The sequence below is a fragment of the Melghiribacillus thermohalophilus genome (genome assembly GCF_004342905.1).
Lineage (GTDB): Bacteria > Bacillota > Bacilli > Bacillales > Alkalibacillaceae > Melghiribacillus > Melghiribacillus thermohalophilus.
In genome coordinates this window covers 21,066-38,603 of record NZ_SMAN01000025.1, presented here as the reverse complement: position 1 = coordinate 38,603, position 17,538 = coordinate 21,066, and the positions used below count along the sequence as shown (strand labels likewise).

Sequence of the window (17,538 nt, the reverse complement as noted above, 5' to 3'; positions counted from 1 at the left end):
AAAAAAGAGCCAAATGAATATTTAAACACTATTGAAGAGAAATGGAAAAGGCACAACTAATTTATTGTGTTAGTTGTGCCGTTTAAGTTTTTTTTCTCTTTTTATGGATATTATCCTTTTTGTGGCCACTGGCACCTCCCTGATTTGAGACAACATCTTTCCTTTAGTCAGCAAAATTCAACAAACAGATAGCTCAGATTTCCAAATTCATAATGGCGATGGAGTACCTCGGGTCTGGATGATTCTCCAGCTGCTCCAAAAGCAAGAAGAATGGGAACAAAATGCTCGGCGCGAGGAACGGCCCGGCTGGCATACGGAGCCAGTTCCATCAGCCGGAATAATTTCTCCGTATGGTGCAGTTTCAATCGGTCAAGCAGCCAGTCATCAAACTCTACTGCCCATTCATCCGGGGTTTGCTTTTCCCATTCAAGCAGACGAAGATTGTGTACGGTGGCCCCGCTTCCGACGACCAGATAGTTCTGATCATGAAGTTCTGATAAGGCATGTCCAGTTTCATATTGTTTTTTAAAATTGAGAAAAGGGTTGACCGACAGTTGGATCACGGGAATGTTTGCTTCCGGGTATAAATGTTTCAATACGGTCCAGCTGCCATGATCCAGCCCTGTCAATCCATCCTTTTTTACAGGAATCTGATGGGCCTTGAATGCCTCCACGATCTGATCCGCTATTTTTTTTGAACCTCTGGCTGGATAAGTTAACTGATACAAATGCTCAGAGAATCCCCCGAAATCATGGATGGTTTCATATGGTTCATCAGTATAGGTGATATGTAATGAAGGCCGTTCATAGTGGGCACTGAAAATCAGAATCGCCTCAGGTTTATATGTAGCACCAAATCGTTGAAGAGTCCGGGTAAATTCATTCTGTTCCAGTGCTATTGTCGGAGCCCCGTGACTGATAAATACAGATTTCATGTCATCACCTGCTTATTTTCTTTTCTTTACTGTAAACAAAGAAATAATTTAAAGTCAAACTATTTGATTTCGAGGCTTTGGAAATGGTTCGCTCCTTTCTCACCTTCAAATGGTTAATTTTTTTTGTGTATTTTTTTACATTTGAGACAAACTATTCATGATCTAGAAAGGAGCGAGATAAAGATGAAAAAAATACTCACAGCATTTGGATCCCTTTTAATCCTTTTTTCCTTTATACATCATGTACATGTATCTGCCCAGACCACCGCAACCTATACCGTTCAACCCGGGGATAGCCTCTGGAAAATATCCCAGAGATATCAGATCGGATTATCGGAAATCATCGATGCCAATCCACAATTTGAAAATCCAGACCTGATCTATCCTGGCGATAAAGTATATGTGCCATTAATAACGGAAGTCAAGTCCATTGAACGGCAGGTCGTGGATCTGACGAATGAGGAACGGACAAAACGGGGACTTAAGCCCCTGCAACTAGACTGGCAGCTGGCACGGGTTGCTCGCTACAAGTCAGCTGACATGCGGGATCAGGGATATTTTTCTCACCAGTCACCGACATATGGTTCTCCTTTTACAATGATGAAAAACTTTAATATTTCCTATCGCCGGGCGGCGGAGAACATTGCTGCGGGTCAGCGTACTCCAGGGCAGGTGGTTCAGGCCTGGATGAACAGTTCAGGTCACCGTCAGAATATACTGGATCCAAACATGACCCATATCGGTGTAGGGTATGCAAAAGGTGGAAGCTACGGACACTACTGGACCCAGATGTTTATTCAAAAATGATGAAAGAAAACCGGCATTGCGCCGGTTTTCTTTCATTTTTTAGCAAATAAAACAATCGGTGGATAAGGATCATTTTGGATTAATCCAGCTCAGTCTTCATCCTTTTGACCTTGAGGCGGAAACCTCCCTGGAGTCCTCCACCAGTCGCCGTCTGTCCTTTAGCCCGCTATCCCTTAAGCTTGTTTTGTTGTTTAGTGGTACTGGCTCCTTCCCTCCATCAAAGATGAAAGCTGATCTACTTTTCTCGTCCCCAGGTTTTCCTATGCATCAGACACACCTGAAAACACTTTCGCATACCATATTTTTTATGACCAATTCATGAAAGGATGAATCACTGTGTGCGGAATAACGGGATGGGTTAACTGGGAAAAACATATGGATAATGAAGTTTTCGTGCTGAATCAAATGACCGATACCCTTTTAAAAAGAGGGCCAGATGAAAAAAATGTCTGGTTTCATTCTCAGGTGGCTTTTGGTCACACCCGGCTTGCGGTTGTGGACCCACAAGGGGGCAGACAGCCCATGTCAAAAACGGAACAACATAAAACCTATACCATCGTATACAATGGAGAATTATATAACACGGATGAGCTGCGCGCACAACTGAATAGAAAGGGCTATTCATTTAAAACCGCGTCAGATACGGAAGTTTTGCTTACTTCCTATATGGAATGGAGAGAAAATTGTGTCCATTATCTCAATGGGATATATGCATTTGGAATCTGGGATCATGATGAGGAAAAACTGTTTATGGCCAGGGACAGACTTGGCGTCAAACCGTTATTTTATATGCATAAAAAGGGACTTTTTTTATTTGGATCAGAAATAAAAGCGTTGCTTAAGCATCCCAGTGTCAAATCTGAAGTAAGCCGAACAGGTTTAGCAGAAATTTTTGGATTAGCTCCAGCGAGAACCCCCGGTCATGGGATATTTAAGGACATTCAAGAAGTACGGCCAGCCCATGCCCTTGTGTTTTCAAAAAGTGGTCTTAAAATATGGCGATACTGGAATGTAAATAGCGAAGAACATAAAGAATCATTCAGGAGTACAGTAGAGCATTTGCGCTTTCTATTTATGGATACAGTTGAGCGCCAGCTGGTGGCTGATGTGCCTCTCTCTACTTTCCTGTCCGGGGGGCTTGATTCGAGTGCGATTACAGCCATTGCAGCTAAACATTTCCAAAAGAAGGGGCAGACCCTTCATACCTTTTCCATTGACTACCATGGAAATGAAAAATATTTTCAGACCAATGATTATTTACCTTCAAGGGATCAGCCTTTTATTGAATTGATGGCAGAAACTTTTTCGACCACTCACCATTATGAACGGATCAATGAACAGGAACTGGCAGATGATTTAAAGGAAGCGGTTGTTTTGCGGGATTTTCCCGGTATGGCTGATATAGATTCTTCTCTCCTCTGGTTTTGCCGACGAATTAAACAGCATTCAACGGTCAGTCTTTCCGGGGAATGTGCCGATGAAATATTTGGGGGGTACCCGTGGTTTCGTCATCCGGACTTAACCAGTGATGCCGGTTTCCCGTGGATGAGATCCCTTCAGTCGAGAATAGATCTTCTTGAACCAGAGTGGCAGCAAAAACTTAACCTGAAGGAATATGTACAGAGCCGATATCAGGAAACCATCGAAGAAACTCCACTTCTGGATGGAGAAACAGAAAAGAACCAGAAGCGCAGGGAATTATTTTATCTCAATATGCAGTGGTTCATGGCCCAGCTGTTAGAGCGAAAAGACCGGATGAGTATGGGGGCAAGCCTGGAGGTGAGGGTACCCTTTGCGGATCACCGTCTGGTCGAATATGTATGGAATATTCCCTGGGAAATGAAAATGTATAATGGAAGGGAAAAGGGGATTTTGCGTAAAGCCCTGGAGCCCCTTTTGCCGGAGAAAATTGTGTACAGGAAGAAAAGCCCGTATCCCAAAACCTATCAGCCCGATTATACGAAAAGGGTGGTCCAGTGGATGGAAACGATTCTTGAGGACCGGGAATCTCCTCTTTTTCAATTTGTCCAAAAAAATCAGGCCGAAGAACTGGTTCGCACAGAAGGGAAAGCACTCACAGAACCATGGTTTGGGCAGTTAATGACAGGCCCACAGCTCATTGCTCATCTCTGTCAAATCGATTACTGGTTAAGGGAATACAACGTGACCGTAAGCGAGTAAAACTGAAACAATTGAACGGCGAAAGCGGGGTAGATAAAATGGTAGTAACATACCCTAAAAAGGAGTTGTCGCCATGGTACAGCAATATGGATTGTGGATCAATGGAGAGTGGAAAAAAGCAACCGAAACGATGGAGGTGTTGAACAAATACCATCAGGAAGTATTTGCAAAAGTAGCCAGAGCAAGCAAAGAAGATGTAGAAAAAGCGGTATCCAGCGCTGAACAGGCTTTTCATCGGCATGCCTTATCTCCTTATGAACGTTTCGAGATTTTAAACCAGGTGAGTGAGCTGTTAAAGGAACGAAAAGAAGAATTTGCCCGGGTCATTACAGCTGAAGCGGGAAAACCGATTAAACAGGCCAGGGGAGAAATTGACCGGGCTGTCCAAACTTTGAAAATTTCAGCTGAAGAAGCGAAACGGATTCACGGGGAAGGCATTCCGGTTGAAGCTTCGCCCGGGGCAGAAAACCGGATGGCCTTTACGATACGGGTACCGGTCGGAGTGGTAGGGGCCATTAGCCCTTTTAATTTTCCCGTTAATCTAGTCTGCCATAAAATCGGGCCGGCACTGGCTGCAGGAAATGCAGTCGTGCTAAAGCCTGCGAGTACGACACCGGTTTCATCCCTGAAACTGGCAGAACTGTTCCATGAAGCAGGCCTGCCAGCCGGTCTGCTCAATGTCGTGACAGGATCCGGTTCTACCGTTGGTCAGTATTTAATGGATGATGAACGCATTCAGCTCTATACCTTTACAGGCAGTGCAGAAGTTGGTTTAAAACTGAAACAGCAAACAGGTATGAACAAACTGATTCTTGAACTCGGAAACAATTCTCCGGTGATTGTAGATGAGGAAGCTGACCTGAAGAAAGCTGCCCGGACCACGGCTATTCAAAGTTTTGCTTTTGCCGGTCAAGTGTGTATTTCTGTTCAGCGTCTCTATGTACATGAAAACATTTTTAACGAATTTACAACGGAGTTTATTGAGGCAACAAAAGAACTCCATGTGGGAGATCCCTATGATGACCGGACTGATGTTGGCCCGATGATTAGTGAAAAAGAAGCCATGCGGGCAGAAGAATGGATAGAAGAGGCCAAGAAGGAAGGTGCAACAGTACTTTTCGGTGGGAAGCGAGATGGAGCCTTATTTGAGCCAACCGTGCTTACCCATGTAAAGAAGGATATGCAGGTCGTCTGTCAGGAAATATTCGCTCCAGTGGTTACGTTTATTCCTTACCGTGATCTCGACGTGTGCATTAAGGAGATTAATGAATCGAATTATGGGCTTCAAGGCGGCATTTTCACGAAAAATATAGATAAAGCTTTTTATGCGGCAAGAAAAATCGATGTTGGCGGCATGATGATCAATGATGGTTCTCAGTTCCGGGTGGATCTCATGCCTTATGGCGGAATCAAAAACAGCGGCTGGGGAAAGGAAGGACCGAAATACAGTATCGAAGAGATGACCCATGAAAAATTGATTGTACTGAATCTCTAAGTGGATCAACCCGACAAACAGTGTCTGTTCCATTGTACACACATCATATTACATGGTAACCGCCAGCCAGGTGCTGGCGGTTCATTTTTTTAACGGTCTGCAGCCAATTGAACATTTCATAAACTTATAAGGCTGACTGGATGGTTTTATCCTTCTTCTAACCCGATTTGTCTGACTTTTCGTTTTTGAATATACATCAGTCTAAAGAACAGGGTAATAGCTCCTGCCGCAAGCCCTGTGATCAGGCCGATCCAGTAGCCAAATGGGCCGATGTCCGTAAGACGGGCTATTGCAAATCCGCTCGGCAGGCCAATCACCCAGTAAGATACAAAAGCCATCAGCAAAGTGACATGGACATCTTTATAACCCCGGAGTGCTCCCTGTATCGGTGCACCAAATGCATCGGAAAGCTGAAAGAAAATCGCAAACCACAGAAATTGTTTCGTCAGTTCAATCACTGAAATGTCATTGCTGTAAAGGGCAGCAATTTGGTCATCAAAAACAAATATTCCTGCTCCCCCAATAACGGCAAATACGACGGCAATGGTAATTCCAATGTACCCGTATTGTCTGGCATCCCCGAACCGGTTTCCGCCTGCTTCAAAGCCTACCGCGATGGTAAGTGCCATAGAAATACTTAAAGGCATCATGTATAATAAGCTGGCAAAATTAATCGCAGCCTGATGAGCAGCAATGGTGACGGTATCATAGACACTTATGAACAGGGTTACAGCCGCAAAAATACTAGTTTCAAAGAAAATCGCAAATCCAATGGGAACGCCGATTTTCAGCTGCTCCCACCACGCGGAAATGGAAGGAGATTTCCACATGGTAAATATGTGAAACCTTGCAAACGGACGATGTCTGGAAATCATGTAGATGGACAGGATCATGGCAAACAAATAGGTGAGAGAAGAAGCAATTCCCGCACCGATTCCTCCCAGTGCAGGCGCACCGAATTTTCCAAATATAAAAATGTAGTTGAGCAATACGTTTACCGGCAGTGCCATGAGCGTAATCATCATGGATACTCGGGTCTGTCCCAGGGCATCTATAAAGCTCCTGAGGGTGTTATATATAAATAACGGGATCATGCCGGCTCCTAATGCCATTAAATAATGGCGGGCAATGTCACGTACGCCTGTTTCCAAATCCATTTGCGACAAAATAAAATCAAGTAAAAAGAACCCGGCGACCATCACGACCCCTGCCAGCAGAATGGATAAATAGATGGCCTGCCTGATGACTTCCGGGACGTCTTCCTTCTTATTAGCCCCCATTAATTGGGCCACGATCGGAGAAAGGGCGATTAAAATCCCGTTAATTCCTGTAAAAACAGGAACCCAGATGCTGGACCCAATCGCAACACCGGCAAGATCATGAGCCCCGGCACGGCCGGACATAACCGTATCAAAAAAATTCATGGCATACATGCCAATCTGGGTAATTAAAATCGGGATTAAAATCGTTGTGAACAGCTTTATTTTTTCCGCCAGCGTTTTCGCAGGATACATCCGGCACTTCCCTTTCTTATGTTTTTCTTTTAGGATAGAAGGGAGAAGATGATATATGTTGATAACAAAATTCATTATAACGGATTTTAATCATCGATGACAGAAGAAGGAGCGAAAGAATGTGGCAAAACCTAAAAAAACGATCGTATTTACCGGAGGAGGAACCGCCGGGCATGTTGTGGTCAATCTCGCATTAATTCCAGAATTTCTGAGTGAAGGATGGGAAGTTCACTATATCGGCTCCTATCAGGGCATTGAACGGGAATTAATTGAACCGATCAAAGGGGTTACCTACCATGGGATATCTACCGGGAAGCTCCGCAGGTATTTTGACAGGGAAAACTTTAAAGATCCTTTCCGGGTGCTTAAAGGGACGCTGCAATCTTATAGGCTGTTAAAAAAAATAAGGCCACAGGTTGTCTTTTCAAAGGGGGGATTTGTAGCTGTTCCTGTTGTAACGGCTTCTAAACTTTGCCGGATTCCGGCTCTCATCCATGAGTCTGATCTCACCCCCGGGCTTGCAAATAAACTGGCAGCTCCTTTTGCCAGAAAGGTGCTTGTTACTTTTCCGGAAACGAGAAACGATTTTCCGAAAGATAAAGCCGAATGGATTGGTGCGGTTATTCGTGACGATCTATTTAAAGGTGACAGGGAAGTGGGCTATCGACTCTGTGAGTGTACGAATAGCAAACCTGTGATGCTCGTGATGGGAGGGAGCACAGGTTCAGAAAAGATCAATAGTGTGGTTCGAAAAAACCTGGATTCATTGCTGGACTCTTTTCATATCATTCATATATGCGGAAAGGGGAAAGTGGCTCGGAATTTTAGAAGATATGGCTATGCGCAGTTTGAATATGTTACAGATGAGCTAAAAGACCTTCTCGCCATTACGGATCTGGTTGTGTCCAGAGCAGGAGCGAACTCCATTTATGAGTTTTTGGCCCTAAAAAAACCGATGCTGCTTATTCCATTATCCCGGGAAGCAAGCCGGGGAGATCAAATTTTAAATGCCCGTTCCTTTGAAAAACAGGGATTTGCCCGGGTTCTGGAGGAAGAAGAACTGACAGAAGAACGATTTGTTTCAGAAATTCATAAACTTTTCGAACAGAAAGATGAAATCATTCAAAAGATGAAACAGAGCGGCCAGAGCCAACAGGCGAAGGAAAAGGTCATTCAACTGATTAAGACGGAAGCAGGGAAATGAGATCGCGCATATGTTTTCACGGGGACATGATGGAGCTTCAGGGATCGTTCACCATGGTAAGGTATCCCAGATAGAGCGTTTTCTTTTGAATACGGTTTTCTTTATAATAGATATAAACATAGAGTTGTGTAGGGGGATAATCAAATGGAAGATGTGATTTGTCATTATTGTCATAAACAGATCCGGGATCAGGACGAACTCATAACAGCATCGAACAAATTCCAAATTCGTCCCTTTCATTACCTTTGCTATGAGGAGATAGAAGAGGAAGCCAACTCCCAGTGGAAATTATGGAAACCGGTCAACGGGATCACGGGAAATATAACGGCAGCACTAATGGGACTGCTAGCCTTATGGATGCTTTTTACAGATACACTGCAGGGAATCGGCGATCTGATCGGTGTTCTGGCAGCCTACCCCGTACTTCAGCGGATGGTTTCTTATTTTAAATATGAAAAGAAGTTGCCAAAATTCATTGAGGATAAAAATGATTCCCCTGGAGATCGATAACGTGTTGAAACATTTACTTCAAACTCGCCATGGAGCGGGTTTTTTTGTACAGTCAAATTCATCAGCAATCAGGTGGAAGAACGAACATTCATTTCCGTTTCAGTCAGACCAGTGGAAGGGGGCTAGTGTATACATCCCCTTATATTGATTGTTCAATCCATAAATGGAATGTTAGCATAACCCTTTGTACGACGGCCAGGGGAATATATCATGGTATTTTTGGAAATTCGTCGGTAAATTTAAATGGATCGTTGTTCGTGTGTTACAGACTTTTCGCTTTTATAAATGCATTTAAATGGGTTATTTGCGGGAAAACGTCCCTGGTTCCTCCTCTATCGATTGGTTGCTTTAAGATGCTGGGCTGGCGGCATACATTTCATGCAAAGAGGATCCCCAACTTTTCCAGACCTTATTTTACTTAAACGTTTTAATTTCCGCACAAATGTCTACGAAAGTTGAATAATCTGTCGAATATGTAACGAAATAAATAAGAATCGGAACTAATGCTGATTCATCTAGAAATATCATGATTAATCTAGCAATATTGTCTTTTATCCCTTTTGTGAATAAGTAAAACCTTGCGGTAAAATATTGATTGGCGTATATAAAGAATCAGTTTGTCCGGTTCCACGTATAGCCTTCAAATATCTCCCGGAATGTTGTGGATTCATAATCAATCCCCAGTGTCCTCAACTGCCATTGTTTTTCTCGAATCATTGTTTTGCCCGAAACACGATGTCGTTTTCAACGTTTTTGGTAAAAATGAAAGGAGTTTATTATTCATATGAAAAAATTAGTTGCAACCGTTTTTCTCATTTTCATGTTTGCTCTGACAGCATGCGGTGGTGGAGATGAAAATGGAGGGGCAGACAGCATCGAAACCATCAAATTTGCTGATGCGGGCTGGGACAGCATTAACATTCATAATGCAATTTCCCAAACCATTATCGAAGAAGGTTACGGATATGACACCGAAGTGATCACTGGTTCTACGCCGGTCACGTTCACATCCCTCCGCGAAGGCGATATCCAGGTATATATGGAAGTATGGACCGATAACATTAAAGAAGCCTATCAGGAGGCAATGGACGAAGGAGATATTGTAGAAGTATCTACCAACTTTGATGATAACGCCCAGGGACTATACGTCCCAACTTATGTCATTGAGGGAGATGCCGAACGTGGAATTGAGCCAGTCGCACCAGACCTAAAAACGGTAAAGGATCTGGCAGACTATGCGGACTTATTTGAGGACCCTGAAGAGCCAGACAAGGGCCGTATTGTAGGTGCACCGACTGGCTGGGCAGTTGATGAGATTCTATCTACCAAAATAGAAACATATGGACTGGATGAACAATACAATTACATTAGCCCGGGATCTGACTCAGCTCTTGTATCATCGCTGGCATCTGCTTACAAAGACGGGAAGCCATGGGTTGGCTATTACTGGTCTCCAACATGGGTAACCGCTTTATATGATTTGACGCTTCTGGAAGACGAACCGTATGATCCTGAAATCTGGGAAGAAAACCGGGGAACAGAATTTCCACCAAACAAGGTGACTGTAGCAGTCCATAAAGATTTTCCAGACCAGGCACCAGAAGTGGTAGACTTTCTTGAAAATTACAAAACAAGTACAGAACTGACCGAAAAGGCTTTGAAGTATTTGCAGGAGAACGAAACATCCACTGAAGAAGCTGCCATCTGGTGGATGAAACAGCATGAAGATATCTGGACCCAGTGGGTACCTGAAGATGTGGCTGAAAAAGTAAAAGAAGCATTGTAAGACAGAAAAATGAACAGCTGGTCACACTGGGCCAGCTGTTGTTTTTTCGTATGTAAATGTTTTCATGTAATGGATCAGGGTCAGAAAGGCAGTGAATACGGCAAGAGAACAAGACGATAAGGAAAAACGGCCCTTTTTTCAATATGGCTTGTCGGTACGTGTGTTAATTTGAAAATTTTATGAAAATTCAAGAGAGGTGAAACGGCTGATGTTCAGCCATTAGGTTTATGATGGATTTTCCAGATATTACAACAACCATTGGTGATTATGTCAAGGCCTTTATTGATTTTCTCGACGAAAATTTAGAACCGTTTTTCGATTTTATCTTTCTGATTTCATCTCGATCGATTAATGGATTTGAACAATTTCTGCTTTATATTCCGTGGTGGGTTTTTCTGCTTTTGATTTTTTTGCTGGGATGGCGGTTTAAAAGCCCGTTTTCCGGCGTATTATATGCTGCTTTTATCTTTCTCGTAGGTACATTTGGCATGTGGGAAGAGATGATGACGACATTATCCATTGTGCTTGTTTCCGTACTGGCATCCTTGATTATTGGAATACCGACGGGGATTTTAATGGCACTAAGCAAAGGTTTTTCTGTGGTCATGCGTCCAATATTGGATGCCATGCAAACGATGCCCAGCTTCGTTTATTTGATTCCGGTAATTTTCTTTTTTCCAATCGGCAATATTCCTGCGGTGATTGCCACGATTATTTACGCAGTGCCTCCTGTCATTCGCCTAACCGAACTGGGAATTCGAAATGTAGATCAGGAAGTAATTGAATCCGCAGAATCCTTTGGTTCATCACGGATGCAGATGCTTGTTAAGGTTCAGTTGCCACAGGCTTTATCAACGATTATGGCCGGAATTAACCAGACAACCATGATGGCACTTGCCATGGCTGTTATTGGTTCCATGGTTGGTGCGGAAGGTCTTGGGAAACAGGTACTGATTGCCATTAATCACATTGACATTTCACTGGGATTTGAAGCAGGAATCAGTATTGTATTCCTGGCGATCATCATTGATCGGGTAACAGCTGGAATTGCTGAGCGTTTCCAGGCCCATAGGGGGAATGTTTCATGACGACAAAAATAAAAGTTGATCACGTATCCAAAATTTTTGGACCAAAACCAAAAACGGTCATTCCTATGATTGAAGATGGCATGTCCAAAGATGAGATTTTAGAGAAAACAGGGCATACAGTAGGGGTTTATGATGCTTCGTTTGATATCCAGGAAGGCGAAATTTTCGTCATCATGGGACTGTCCGGGAGTGGAAAATCAACGCTAATCCGCTGTTTTAATCTGTTAAACAAACCGACTACGGGTGCGATTTATGTGGATGACGAAAACATTGTGGAATACAACACTCAGGCCCTGAAACAGTTCCGACAAAACAAAATTGCTATGGTTTTTCAGCATTTTGGTCTATTCAGTCACCGGACTGTTTTAGGTAATGTGGAATATGGACTGGAGATTCGTGGTGTACCGAAAGAAGAGCGGGAAAAAATTGCCCGGGAAAACCTTGAAGTTGTAGGACTAAAAGGCTGGGAAGATAAGTATCCGGATGAATTGTCCGGAGGTATGCAGCAGCGTGTCGGACTGGCACGGGCTCTGGCCAATGATCCTGATATACTTTTAATGGATGAACCCTTCAGCGCCCTTGATCCACTGATTCGCCGTGAAATGCAACTGGAACTGTTAGATATTCAGGAACGGTTGAAAAAAACGATTGTCTTCATTACCCATGATATCAATGAGGCGTTTAAAATCGGTGATCGGGTTGCGGTCATGAAAGACGGAAAGGTCGTCCAGGTCGGGACACCAGAAGAAATTCTTGAAAAGCCGGCAAACGACTATATATCTGAATTTATTAAAGACATCGACCGCTCCAAAGTACTTCAGGCTGAAAGCATTATGATCAAGCCAAACGCTCTAGTTTCATTAAAGGATGGACTGAAAGTTGCTGTGAAGGAAATGGAAGAAAACGGTCTTTCCAGTGTATTCGTGGTGGACCGTCAGCGTCACCTTCAGGGCATTGTTACTATTGATGATGCCATTAATGGAATTAAGCAAAAGAAAACGATTCAGGATGTCATTAAACCAGATGTGTCAGTTGCAGATAGAAGTGAATATATTCAAGATCTAATTCCAAAAGCACTGGAATCCAGGTTTCCGATAGCAGTTGTGAATGATGACAATCGTCTGGAAGGAATTATATTAAGGGTACACGTCTTATCCAGTCTGGCAGCAGAAGATACGGACTAAGAAAAGAAGGAGCTAATCATGACACTCTTTTGAGGAATGTAAAAAACCAGTCATGTGTATCATGACTGGTTTTTTACATTTTGGTTTTGGATGGGGCTGTAGCACCACTTTTGGCAGTCAACACAATTTCCTGGGCCGTCAGCGCTGTTCTTTGGGCCATCGCAGCACCCCCTTGGGCCGTCAGCGCTGTTCTTTGGGCCATCGCCCACTCACCCTGGGCCGTTAGCGCTGTTCTTTGGGCCATCGCGCACTCACCCTGGGCTATCAGCGCTGTTCTTTGGGCCGTAGCGGCACCACCCTGGGCCGTCAGCGATGTTCTTTGGGCCATCGCAGCACCACCCTGGGCCGTCAGCGATGTTCTTTGGGCCATCGCAGCACCACCCTGGGCCGTCAGCGCAATCCTTTGGGCGTTCGCGGCACTAGTTTGGGCCGTCAGCGCTGTTCTTTGGGCCGTTAGCGCTGTTCTTTGGGCCATCGCAGCACCACCCTGGGCTATCAGCGCTGTTCTTTGGGCCATCGCGCACTCACCCTGGGCCGTCAGCGCTGTTCTTTGGGCCGTAGCGGCACCACCCTGGGCTATCAGCGCTGTTCTTTGGGCCGTAGCGGCACCACCCTGGGCCGTCAGCGCTGTTCTATGGGCCATCGCAGCACCCCCTTGGGCCGTCAGCGCTGTTCTTTGGGCCATCGCGCACTCACCCTGGGCCGTTAGCGCTGTTCTTTGGGCCGTAGCGGCACCACCCTGGGCCATCAGCGCAATCCTTTGGGCGGTCGCGGCACTAGTTTGGGCCGTTAGCGCTGTTCTATGGGCGTTCGCGGCACTAGTTTGGGTCATCAGCGTTGTTCTATGGGCCGTCAGCGCTGTTCTATGGGCCATCGCAGCACCCCCTTGGGCCGTCAGCGCTGTTCTTTGGGCCATCGCCCACTCACCCTGGGCCGTTAGCGCTGTTCTTTGGGCCGTAGCGGCACCACCCTGGGCCATCAGCGCAATCCTTTGGGCCGTAGCGGCACTAGTTTGGGCCGTTAGCGCTGTTCTATGGGCGTTCGCGGCACTAGTTTGGGTCATCAGCGTTGTTCTATGGGCCGTTAGCGCTGTTCTTTGGGCCGTAGCGGCATCACCCTGGGCCGTCAGCACAAATTTTTGATCCGTTAGCGCGCCCCTGCACATCCGTCTGACACAACTGTTTAGAAATGCTGAACGAACAATATATTTTGTTTGCTTATCGACTATTTTTTTCGGTAAGATGATACATACAGAAAGGCATGGAAAGGAGAATGGGAGATGAATTTAGAAAGCAAAGCCACCCTACATAACGGAGTCAAGATGCCCTGGGTTGGTCTTGGGGTGTACAAAATGAAAAATGACCAGGAGGTTGTCAATGCGGTAAAATCCGCCCTGGAAATCGGTTACCGCAGCATTGATACCGCCCAGTTTTATGATAATGAGGAGGGGGTTGGGCAGGCCATAAAAGAAAGCGGCATTCCCCGTGAAGAAATTTTTGTCACTACAAAAATATGGAACACCCATCAGGGGTATGACTTGACATTAAAAACCTTTGAAAAAAGTCTGGAAAAACTTGGGATGGATTATGTGGATCTTTATCTTGTTCACTGGCCTGTACCAGGAAAATATAAAGAAACGTGGAAAGCACTGGAACACCTTTATGAACAGAAAAAAGTCCGCGCGATTGGTGTGAGCAACTTTTTAATTCACCACCTGGAGGACCTGTTTCAGGAAGCTGAAATCAAACCAATGGTTAATCAGGTAGAATTTCATCCGCAGCTGTTTCAAAAGGATCTGCTTAATTTTTGTAACGAACATCAAATTCTGCTGGAAGCCTGGTCCCCGCTGGCCAGAGGAAAATATTTCGGTGATCCTGTTTTACAGGAACTTTCACAAAAATACGGAAAAACACCAGCACAAATTATGCTTCGCTGGGATGTTCAACATGGGGTTGTAACAATTCCAAAATCCACCCATGTACAACGCCAGAAGGAAAATGCAGATATTTTTGACTTTGAACTAACCGAAGAAGAAATGAAGGCGCTTGACGGTTTAAATCAAGATAAGCGGGTCGGTCCACACCCAGATGAATTCAATTACGATGTATAAAGTCCCCTGACTTCCCCTGTTGTCCATAAAGGAAGGCAGGGCTGTTATGGTGATGCCCTTCTCGGTACGGCAATGCGCGGCATCAGAACTGTACACTGGATGAAGTGGATACGTCCACCTGTTTTTGTTGTTTGCTCATTGTGAGGATAACGGGCCAGACATTCAGTTTGATGAATTTATAAGATCCCTTCTTGCACTACAGTCAGCCTGATGAAACATTTCATTTTGACAAAATGATTTTGCCTTCTGGTAAAAATTTTCACAAATGCTATTGACCCCAGGAAAATGTAAAGGTATAATTTACAGGCAAATAAAAAATTTTCGAAAGGAGGTCACGAACAATGAAAAACGTCATGATTGCTGGAATTCAAGATCGTGTATGGAACGTACAGACGGTACAATCTCATATTCAATTCGTGGCCTCCCGCGCCGAGTGTATCTTCTAAGGGATACTCTACCCTTTTGGCGTATATTCTTTTGATTACGATTGTTAACAGGGGCCACGTATATGTTCGTGGCCTTTTTTATATGCGCATGCGTCCACGAACGTATGCGTATTTTTTATGACTAAAAATCAGAGGGAGGAATGTGAGCATGATTTATTCTAAAAGTTTATGGCAATACATTGAGAAAAGGTTAGAAGGCGGCTGACGACAGAGGAAGAAGAACGACAAGGAGCTGGAAGAACGTGTATAAAACAATAGCAAAACTACTGATGCTTTTTTTGAAGCAATGTATTCACTTTATGCTGGCAATGATAGGCGTACTGATTGCTACTTTCATTCATTTGTTTCATGTCCGCGGAGAATACTTTATTCAATTGAGTCCGCGGCTCGTACTGATTCATATATCTAAAAAATAAATGGTTTCGGAGGGATTGTAATGACATTCAAAACACACATATGGTTGACAATCAAGAAGAGGACAGAAGGTGGCTGACAAATGATAAAGAAAACGAGTAAGGGAGCTGACAGAAATGTTATCGGTTTTTAAAAAGTTATCCTGGTTTTTTAAAGAACAATGGCTGCGTTATTTATTGGCAGTGACAGCATTAATCATTGCGAGTATCATTGATGTGCTCCCCCCAAAAATTGTGGGGATGACCATAGATGAAATCCAGTATCAGCAATTAACACCGGAGCGCCTCACCGAGATTCTATTATTCTACGGCATGTTAATCATAGGCGGGTATGCCATTATGTTTTACTGGGACTATACCCTGTTTGGCGGTGCCATTCTTCTTGAGAAAAAGATCCGCACAAAACTGATGCGCCACTTTTTAAAAATGACACCCGCGTTTTATGGACGCAACCGGACAGGGGACTTAATGGCACGAGCAACAAACGATTTAAAAGCGATTATGATGACAGCCGGGTTCGGAATCCTGACCTTAGTGGATTCCACCATTTTTATGATGCTGATTATCGGGGTTATGGTGTTCACGATCAACTGGAAGTTAACCCTGGCAGCCCTGATTCCCTTGCCCATAATGGCGGTGCTGATGAATAAATATGGAAAAGCCATTCACAAACGATTTACGAAAGCCCAGTCGGCATTCAGTGACCTGAACAATGATGTCCTGGAATCGATCAAGGGGGTTCGGGTCATTCGGGCGTTTGTGCAGGAAAAACAGGACCAGAGACGGTTTGGTGAAAAAACGGAAGATGTGTTTCAAAAAAATGTTGACGTCGCCAAAATGGATGCATTATTTGAACCGACAATCAAAATTCTTGTAGGGCTGGCGTATACGATAGGCCTCGGTTACGGTTCATATCTGGTAGCCAGGAACGAAATCACCCTTGGTGAGTTAGTATCCTTTAATGTTTATCTGGGCATGCTGATCTGGCCGATGTTTGCCGCTGGAGAGCTGATCAATGTGATGCAGAGAGGAAATGCATCCCTGGACCGGGTATACAAGATTTTCAGCCAGAAGCCGGACGTGAAAGACCCGGATCTTCCGAAAGAAGTCAAATTACCAGAAGTAATCGAATACAAAAATGTTTCTTTCCGATATCCTGAGTCCGACAATTGGGTGATACAACACGTCAATCTCAACATCCATCGCGGAGAAACGATAGGAATTGTCGGGAAAACAGGTGCCGGGAAAACAACTTTATTCAGACAGCTTTTGCGGGAATATCCGGCACCGGAAAAGGGTGAGATTCAGATTAATGGGGTTCCCATTCAGGAACTTTCACTTGATCAAACGAGATCATGGATCGGTTATGTACCTCAGGAACACATCCTGTTTTCTAAAACGGTAAGAGAAAATCTGCTGTTTGGCTGCGGTCCAAAATCAGACGAGGAAATCAAACAGGTTCTGGATTCAGCATCGCTGACGAAAGACATTGAAAATTTGCCTGAAGGGCTGGATACCGTTGTAGGTGAAAGTGGAGTTACGTTATCAGGCGGGCAAAAACAGCGGGTTTCTCTGGCAAGAGCCCTATTAATGGATCCAGAAATTCTGATCCTGGACGATGCTCTGTCAGCTGTTGACGGAAAAACAGAGGCAAAGATTATTTCCCATTTGAAACAGGAGCGAAAGGGTAAAACGACCCTGATTGCGGCACACCGTCTTTCAGCGGTGGAGCACGCCGATCAAATCCTCGTTTTTGAAAATGGAATCGTGGTCGAGCACGGAACCCATGAAGAACTAATGAAGAAAAACGGCTGGTATAAAACCCAGTATGACATTCAGAAAATGGAAGGGGGAGGTGAATGACG

15 protein-coding genes are annotated in these 17,538 nt (G+C 44.4%); 12 read left to right on the top strand and 3 right to left on the bottom strand.

Annotated features, from left to right (window positions below; translation table 11 throughout):
- Window positions 1-167 precede the first annotated feature (167 nt).
- The gene (locus EDD68_RS13650; RefSeq protein WP_132372853.1) at window positions 168-935 is read right to left on the bottom strand and encodes a DODA-type extradiol aromatic ring-opening family dioxygenase; all 768 of its coding nucleotides are present in this window, start codon (window positions 933-935) and stop codon (window positions 168-170) included.
- Between the two features lie 183 nt (window positions 936-1,118).
- Between EDD68_RS13650 and safA the strand changes: the two genes are divergently transcribed.
- The 3 genes from safA to EDD68_RS13635 all read left to right on the top strand — a co-directional run bounded on the left by safA (window position 1,119) and on the right by EDD68_RS13635 (window position 5,418).
- On the top strand, window positions 1,119-1,742 hold the full coding sequence (gene safA / locus EDD68_RS13645) for a SafA/ExsA family spore coat assembly protein (RefSeq protein WP_132372852.1): 624 nt from the start codon (window positions 1,119-1,121) through the stop codon (window positions 1,740-1,742).
- Between the two features lie 336 nt (window positions 1,743-2,078).
- Window positions 2,079-3,923 (top strand): asparagine synthase (glutamine-hydrolyzing), encoded by a 1,845-nt coding sequence (gene asnB / locus EDD68_RS13640; protein ID WP_132372851.1) that lies wholly within the window; start codon window positions 2,079-2,081, stop codon window positions 3,921-3,923.
- A 73-nt stretch (window positions 3,924-3,996) separates the two neighbouring features.
- Window positions 3,997-5,418 (top strand): aldehyde dehydrogenase family protein, encoded by a 1,422-nt coding sequence (locus EDD68_RS13635; protein WP_132372850.1) that lies wholly within the window; start codon window positions 3,997-3,999, stop codon window positions 5,416-5,418.
- 146 nt (window positions 5,419-5,564) lie between these two features.
- Here the strand turns inward: EDD68_RS13635 and EDD68_RS13630 are convergent, their stop codons facing one another.
- Window positions 5,565-6,932 (bottom strand): MATE family efflux transporter, encoded by a 1,368-nt coding sequence (locus EDD68_RS13630; RefSeq protein ID WP_132372849.1) that lies wholly within the window; start codon window positions 6,930-6,932, stop codon window positions 5,565-5,567.
- 121 nt (window positions 6,933-7,053) lie between these two features.
- On the opposite strand from EDD68_RS13630, the gene EDD68_RS13625 reads away from it, so the two are divergent.
- From EDD68_RS13625 to EDD68_RS13605, 5 genes are all read left to right on the top strand, one after another.
- Complete coding sequence (locus EDD68_RS13625) at window positions 7,054-8,136, top strand: undecaprenyldiphospho-muramoylpentapeptide beta-N-acetylglucosaminyltransferase (protein WP_132372848.1); 1,083 nt, start codon at window positions 7,054-7,056, stop codon at window positions 8,134-8,136.
- 144 nt (window positions 8,137-8,280) lie between these two features.
- Window positions 8,281-8,646 carry a hypothetical protein gene (locus EDD68_RS13620; RefSeq protein WP_132372847.1) on the top strand — a complete coding sequence of 122 codons (366 nt, stop codon included), beginning with the start codon at window positions 8,281-8,283 and terminating at the stop codon, window positions 8,644-8,646.
- A gap of 784 nt (window positions 8,647-9,430) precedes the next feature.
- Window positions 9,431-10,432 (top strand): ABC transporter substrate-binding protein, encoded by a 1,002-nt coding sequence (locus EDD68_RS13615; protein WP_132372846.1) that lies wholly within the window; start codon window positions 9,431-9,433, stop codon window positions 10,430-10,432.
- 230 nt (window positions 10,433-10,662) lie between these two features.
- The gene (locus EDD68_RS13610) at window positions 10,663-11,520 is read left to right on the top strand and encodes an ABC transporter permease (protein WP_341540284.1); all 858 of its coding nucleotides are present in this window, start codon (window positions 10,663-10,665) and stop codon (window positions 11,518-11,520) included.
- The gene (locus tag EDD68_RS13605) at window positions 11,517-12,704 is read left to right on the top strand and encodes a quaternary amine ABC transporter ATP-binding protein (protein WP_132372844.1); all 1,188 of its coding nucleotides are present in this window, start codon (window positions 11,517-11,519) and stop codon (window positions 12,702-12,704) included. Before EDD68_RS13610 ends, EDD68_RS13605 begins: the two co-directional genes overlap by 4 nt.
- A 73-nt stretch (window positions 12,705-12,777) precedes the next feature.
- Here the strand turns inward: EDD68_RS13605 and EDD68_RS15355 are convergent, their stop codons facing one another.
- Window positions 12,778-12,948 carry a hypothetical protein gene (locus EDD68_RS15355; RefSeq protein ID WP_165902195.1) on the bottom strand — a complete coding sequence of 57 codons (171 nt, stop codon included), beginning with the start codon at window positions 12,946-12,948 and terminating at the stop codon, window positions 12,778-12,780.
- A 593-nt stretch (window positions 12,949-13,541) separates the two neighbouring features.
- Between EDD68_RS15355 and EDD68_RS15620 the strand changes: the two genes are divergently transcribed.
- From EDD68_RS15620 to EDD68_RS13595, 4 genes are all read left to right on the top strand, one after another.
- The gene (locus EDD68_RS15620) at window positions 13,542-13,664 is read left to right on the top strand and encodes a hypothetical protein (protein ID WP_279388273.1); all 123 of its coding nucleotides are present in this window, start codon (window positions 13,542-13,544) and stop codon (window positions 13,662-13,664) included.
- Window positions 13,665-13,983: 319 nt separating this feature from the next.
- The gene (locus tag EDD68_RS13600; protein ID WP_132372843.1) at window positions 13,984-14,814 is read left to right on the top strand and encodes an aldo/keto reductase; all 831 of its coding nucleotides are present in this window, start codon (window positions 13,984-13,986) and stop codon (window positions 14,812-14,814) included.
- 688 nt (window positions 14,815-15,502) lie between these two features.
- Window positions 15,503-15,676: a hypothetical protein gene (locus EDD68_RS15350; protein WP_165902194.1), complete on the top strand. Its 174-nt coding sequence runs from the start codon at window positions 15,503-15,505 to the stop codon at window positions 15,674-15,676.
- 114 nt (window positions 15,677-15,790) lie between these two features.
- On the top strand, window positions 15,791-17,536 hold the full coding sequence (locus EDD68_RS13595; RefSeq protein ID WP_132372842.1) for an ABC transporter ATP-binding protein: 1,746 nt from the start codon (window positions 15,791-15,793) through the stop codon (window positions 17,534-17,536).
- Window positions 17,537-17,538 lie beyond the last annotated feature (2 nt).